At 67.8% G+C, this 6,000-nt stretch carries 5 protein-coding genes; all 5 read left to right on the top strand.

Annotation, left to right across the window (positions count from 1 at the left end):
- The first annotated feature begins 396 nt into the window (after nt 1-396).
- A complete protein-coding gene (locus NUM_RS24940) occupies nt 397-1,443 on the top strand; it encodes an ABC transporter permease (RefSeq protein ID WP_207127355.1) in 1,047 nt (348 codons plus the stop codon).
- A 94-nt stretch (nt 1,444-1,537) separates the two neighbouring features.
- Nucleotides 1,538-2,527 carry an ABC transporter permease gene (locus tag NUM_RS24935; protein ID WP_207127354.1) on the top strand — a complete coding sequence of 330 codons (990 nt, stop codon included), beginning with the start codon at nt 1,538-1,540 and terminating at the stop codon, nt 2,525-2,527.
- Between the two features lie 73 nt (nt 2,528-2,600).
- Nucleotides 2,601-3,671 carry an ABC transporter ATP-binding protein gene (locus tag NUM_RS24930; RefSeq protein ID WP_207127353.1) on the top strand — a complete coding sequence of 357 codons (1,071 nt, stop codon included), beginning with the start codon at nt 2,601-2,603 and terminating at the stop codon, nt 3,669-3,671.
- Nucleotides 3,672-3,718: 47 nt separating this feature from the next.
- A complete protein-coding gene (locus NUM_RS24925) occupies nt 3,719-4,717 on the top strand; it encodes an ABC transporter ATP-binding protein (RefSeq protein WP_207127364.1) in 999 nt (332 codons plus the stop codon).
- Between the two features lie 148 nt (nt 4,718-4,865).
- The gene (locus NUM_RS24920; protein WP_207127352.1) at nt 4,866-5,855 is read left to right on the top strand and encodes an ABC transporter permease; all 990 of its coding nucleotides are present in this window, start codon (nt 4,866-4,868) and stop codon (nt 5,853-5,855) included.
- The last annotated feature ends 145 nt before the right edge of the window (nt 5,856-6,000 follow it).

Raw genomic sequence — 6,000 nt, 5'->3', positions numbered from 1 at the left:
TAGGGCCCGGAGCCCGTCGGCGACCTGCTGAGCGGATAGTAGGGTCCCCATGTGCGCAACGGTGCGACTCACGGCGGTCGGAGGCAAGCGGATCGCCGATATCAGAGTCTGGGAATCGGCTGGACAGCCGAACCCGGCGTCGCACCGACGGCCGGTCCCGGCCGGGTGGAACGGGCGAAACTTCGCGTCTGTCCTGCGTCACGGCGCCCCGCGGTTACGCGTTCCGGTCACTTGTTACCAACCTGATGCCGCCGGGAATTCAAAACGGGCGCCAACCATAGATAGTTTCGCGTCGAAGTCGGGGCGCAGCAGCATGCTCGGACGGGATCCCCAGCCGCCGGAAGGAAGGCGGTTCGGCGAGTCTGGATCCGGTCCAGCCCGGAGGGAGCAGATTCGATGACGCAGACCCCGTTGGGTCCTCACGACCAGGCGGAGCCGCCAGGCGGCGGCATCGCGGTCGGTGAGGTGCCCGTCGCCGAGGGCGGCGACACCACCGCGGGTACGTCGGGTGCCGCCATCGTCGGCCGGTCTCCGGGGCAACTCGCCTGGATCCGGTTGAAGCGTGACCGGGTGGCACTCGTCAGTGGCATCGTGCTGGTCATCATGTTCGTGCTGGCCATCGCCGCGCCACTGATTTCCAAGCTCTACGGGGCGAACGCCACCGACCAGCATTCCGACCTGCTGGACACCTCGGGCTACCCGCTCGGCTACCTGGGCGGCATCAGCGGCTCGCACTGGCTCGGCCTGGAGCCGCAGCTCGGCCGGGACGTGCTGATGCAGCTGATCTACGGGATGCGCACCTCGCTGGTGATCGCCTTCCTGGCCGCGATCATCACGATCTCGATCGGCATCGTCATCGGCATCGTGGCCGGCTACGCCGGCGGCATCGTCGACTCGATCATCAACTGGTTCATCGACCTGGTGCTCGCCTTCCCGTTCTTCATCTTCTGCCTGGCGGCGATCCCGGTCATCACGAACAAGGTGTACGGCGAGCGCGGTGACGTCTCGGCGCTGTTCCGAGTCGGGCTGATCATCGGCGTGTTCGCCTGCTTCAGCTGGACCTACCCGGCCCGGCTGGTGCGTGGCCAGGTGCTGTCGCTGCGCGAGCGCGAGTTCGTCGAGGCGGCCCGGGCGGCCGGCGCCGGCATGGGGCACATCCTGTTCCGCCAGCTGCTGCCGAACATCTGGGCGCCGATCCTGGTGGTCTTCTCGCTCAACGTGCCGCAGTTCATCACCGGTGAGGCGGCGCTGTCGTTCCTGAACATCGGCGTGGTCGAACCAACACCGGACCTCGGCCGAATGATCAACAACGGGACGACGTTCCTGCAGACCGACCCCTTCTACACGATGGTGTCCGGTGCCACGATCCTGATCCTGGTGCTGGCCTTCAACCTGTTCGGCGACTCCGTGCGAGACGCCCTCGACCCGAAGTCGTCCCGATGAGAGCGCCGGGAAACCTGCTCGCCGCCGCGGCGGGCAGCACGAACGCCCCGGCGCCGTACGGCGCGAAGAACAACCCTGATCGGCAAGGTGTGTGATGGCTCGGTATTTGATCAGGCGGATCCTGCTCGCCGTGCTGACGATGTTCGCCGTCAGCATCGTGACGTTCCTGCTGTTCTTCGCGGTGCCGACGTCCCCCGCGTACGTGATGTGCGGCAAGCAGTGCGACGCGCACGCGATCGCGCAGACCGAGCACCGGCTGGGCCTCGACGAGCCGACCTACGTGCAGTACGGCCAGTTCATGAAGGGCATGGTCGCCGGCCGGACGTACGGCACGGGCGACCTCGCGGTGAAGTGCCCGGCGCCGTGCCTGGGCTTCTCGTTCCGGACCAACGAGCCGGTCACCGACATCATCAAGCGCACCGTCCCGGTGACGGTGTCGATCGTGGTCGGTGCCCTGGTCATCCAGACGGTGCTGGGCGTCGGGCTGGGCATGATATCGGCTCTGAAGAGAGGGAGTGTCTTCGACAAGACGGCGGTGGGCGTCAGCCTCGTCGGTGCGTCGATGCAGATCTACTTCTTCGGCCCGATCCTCTTGTTGATCTTCGTCTATTCGCTGCACGTCTTACCCAACCCGGGCTACACGTCACCGTTCGACAATCCCGGGCAATGGTTCACGCAGCTGCTGCTGCCCTGGGCCACCCTGGGCTTCCTGAACTCGGCGATCTACGCCCGGTTGTCCCGCGCGCAGATGCTGGAGACGCTGTCGGAGGACTTCGTCCGGACCGCCCGGGCCAAGGGCCTGCCGAAACGGAAGGTCTACGCCCGGCACGCGCTGCGGGCGGCGATCACCCCGATCGTCACCATCGCCGGCCTCGACCTGGGCGGCGCGCTCGGCGGCGCGGTGATCACCGAGACGGTGTTCGGCGTCAACGGCCTGGGCCGTACCGCGGTGCAGGCGGTGAACGACCTGAACCTCCCGGTCGTGATGGGCACCGTGCTGCTCGCGGCGTTCTTCATCATCGTCATGAACATCATCGTCGACGTGCTGTACTCCGTGATCGACCCGCGGGTGCGGCTGGGCTGACCGGTCCGTGCCCGCCGGCACCCCGGCGGGCACGACTGGTACCGCATCGGTCGCCGGAGAGAGAGTAGGAAGAGTGACAGCCACAGCATCGTCGGCCGCGACGTCTGAGGTTCAGGACGACCGGCCGTACCTGGAGGTCGACGACCTGCGGGTGCAGTTCAAGACCGAGGACGGCATCGTTCGTGCGGTCGACGGGATCTCCTTCAAGCTGGAGCGCGGGCGCACCCTCGGCATCGTGGGCGAGTCCGGCTCGGGCAAGAGCGTGACCAGCCTGACGGTCCTGGGCCTGCACAACATGGCCCGCACCCGGGTCACCGGCTCGGTCCGGGTCAACGGGCGGGAGATCGTCGGCCTGGACGAGGAGAAGGTCCGCCGGATGCGCGGCCGCGACATGGCCATGATCTTCCAGGACCCGCTGTCTGCCCTGCACCCGTACTACACGATCGGCCGGCAGATCGCCGAGGCCTACCTGGTGCACCACCCCGGCCAGAAGGCGAAGGCGAAGCGGCGGGCGATCGAGATGCTCGACCGGGTCGGGATCCCGCAGCCGCAGCGGCGGTACGACTCGTACCCGCACGAGTTCTCCGGCGGCATGCGGCAGCGCGCCATGATCGCGATGGCGCTGGTGAACGACCCGTCGCTGCTGATCGCCGACGAGCCGACCACCGCGCTGGACGTGACCGTGCAGGCGCAGATCCTGGACCTGCTGGACGACCTGCAGCGCGAGTTCAACTCGGCGATCATCATGATCACCCACGACCTGGGCGTGGTGAGCCGGGTCGCGAACGACGTCATGGTGATGTACGGCGGGCACGCGATCGAGTTCGGCTCGGTCGACCAGGTGCTCACCGAGCCGCAGCACCCGTACACCTGGGGTCTGCTGCAGTCGGTGCCGTCGCTGCGCGGCAACGCCGAGGACGACCTGGACCCGATCCCGGGCAGCCCGCCGAGCCTGATCAACCTGCCGTCCGGCTGCGCGTTCCACCCGCGCTGTGCGTACCGGATGATCGGCGGCGGCCCGTGCGACCTCGAGGTGCCGGAGCTGCTCCCGACCGCGCAGGAGGGCCACGTGGTGGCCTGCCACCTGCCGGAGAACGAGCGCCGGCGCATCTTTGCCGAAGAGATCAAGCTGGGAGCCGAGTAGTGAGCGAGCAGACCTTCGAGCCTGGCAGCCAGGCCGCGCCGACGGCGGTGGCGCCGCGTAGCTCGTCCCCCCTGCTCACGGTGGAGGGGCTGGCCAAGCACTTCCCGGTCAAGCAGGGCGCCTTCGGCACCAAGGCGCTGGTGCGCGCCGTCGACGGGGTCGACTTCAGCGTCGACCGCGGCGAGACGCTCGGTCTGGTCGGCGAGTCCGGCTGCGGCAAGACGACCACCGGCCGGATGGTGGTCAAGCTGCTGGAGGCGACCGCCGGCAAGATCGTGTTCGAGGGCCGTGACATCACCCGGTTCAACCGGTCCCAGATGCGGGCGCTGCGGCACGACCTGCAGATCATCTTCCAGGACCCGTACTCGTCGCTGAACCCGCGGCACACGGTCGGCAAGATCGTGGCGATGCCGTTGCAGGTCAACGGGATCAACCCGCCCGGCGGGGTGAAGAAGCGGGTGCAGGAGCTGCTGGAGACGGTCGGCCTGAACCCGGAGCACTACAACCGCTACCCGCACGAGTTCTCCGGCGGTCAGCGGCAGCGCATCGGCATCGCCCGGGCGCTGGCGTTGCGGCCGAAGCTGATCGTGGCCGACGAGCCGGTGTCCGCGCTGGACGTGTCGATCCAGGCGCAGGTGATCAACCTGCTGCGGGACCTGCAGCGCGAGTTCGACCTGGCGTTCGTGTTCATCGCGCACGACCTGGCCGTGGTCCGGCACTTCTGCCAGCGCATCGGCGTGATGTACCTGGGCAAGATGGTCGAGATCGGCGACCGGCACCAGATCTACGAGGAGCCCGCCCACCCGTACACCCGGGCGCTGCTGTCCGCGGTGCCGGACGTGACGAAGATCGGCGAGAAGGGCCGGGAGCGCATCCGGCTGGAGGGCGACGTGCCCACGCCGCTGAACCCGCCGTCCGGCTGCCGGTTCCGCACCCGCTGCTGGAAGGCGCAGCCCAAGTGCGCCGAGGTGGAGCCGCCGCTGCTGCAGATCGGTACCGGTCAGCAGGTGGCCTGCCACTTCCCGGAGACCGGCCCGATCGCCTGACCCACCGCACCCGACGACGGCGCCCGTACCCCACAGGTACGGGCGCCGTCGCATGTGGTATGCCTTCGTGTCTTTGCCGTGACCCATGTCTTCCGGGTTATGTCTAGCCTTGGTGCGTCCTGGCAACGTGCCATACGGGGTGTCGGCAATGATTCGGTACCTGGTCAAACGTGTTCTGTTGGCGATACTGTCGCTGGTCGCGGTCAGTATCATCACGTTCATCCTGTTCTTCGCCGTGCCCACGTCGCCGGCGTACGTGATGTGCGGCAAGCAGTGCGACGCGCACGCGATCGCGCAGACCGAGCAGCGGCTCGGCCTCGACAAGCCCACGTACGTGCAGTACGGCGAGTTCATGAAGGGCCTCGTCGCCGGCCGGTCGTACGGCACCGGTGAGCTCGCGGTGAAGTGCCCGGCGCCGTGCCTGGGCTTCTCGTTCCGCACCAACGAGCCGGTCACCGACATCATCGGCCGCACCCTGCCGGTGACGGTGTCGATCGTGGTCGGCGCGACGGTGCTGCAACTGGTGCTCGGGGTGGGGCTGGGGATGATCTCGGCGCTGCGCCGGGGCACCGCGTTCGACAAGGCGGCGGTGGGCGTCAGCCTGGTCGGTGCGTCGATGCAGATCTACTTCTTCGGCCCGATCCTGCTGCTGCTGTTCGTCTACACGATGCACCTGTTGCCCAACCCGGGGTACACGTCGCCGTTCGACGATCCCGGCCAGTGGTTCGTGCAGATGCTGCTGCCGTGGGTGACGCTGGGCTTCCTGAACTCGGCGATCTTCGCCCGGTTGTCCCGGGCGCAGATGCTGGAGACGCTGTCGGAGGACTTCGTCCGGACCGCCCGGGCCAAGGGCCTGACCAAGTGGAAGGTGTACGGCCGGCACGCGTTGCGGGCGGCGATCACGCCGATCGTCACCACCGCCGGGCTCTACTTCGGCGCGTCGTTGGGCGGCGCGGTGATCACCGAGACGGTGTTCGGTGTCAACGGCCTGGGCCGCACCGCGGTGCAGGCGGTGAACGACCTGAACCTCCCGGTGGTGATGGCGACGGTGCTGTTGGCGGCGTTCTTCATCATCCTGCTCAACATCGTGGTCGACATGCTGTATTCGGTGATCGATCCGCGTGTGCGGTTGAGCTGACGTGGCTGCCCGGTGTGGGCGAGGGTGTGGACCCCTTGATCCCGTTCCGGGCAGGCACTAGGCCGCGCTGAGACCGTGTCGTTGCGTGCTCGTGACCGGCCGGCCTGGCAATGTGACTAAGTTCCCTGTGAAACAGCCTTGTCGG

Source organism: Actinocatenispora comari (assembly GCF_017312725.1).
GTDB lineage: Bacteria > Actinomycetota > Actinomycetes > Mycobacteriales > Micromonosporaceae > Actinocatenispora > Actinocatenispora comari.
This window is presented reverse-complemented; position numbering and strand designations above follow the sequence as displayed.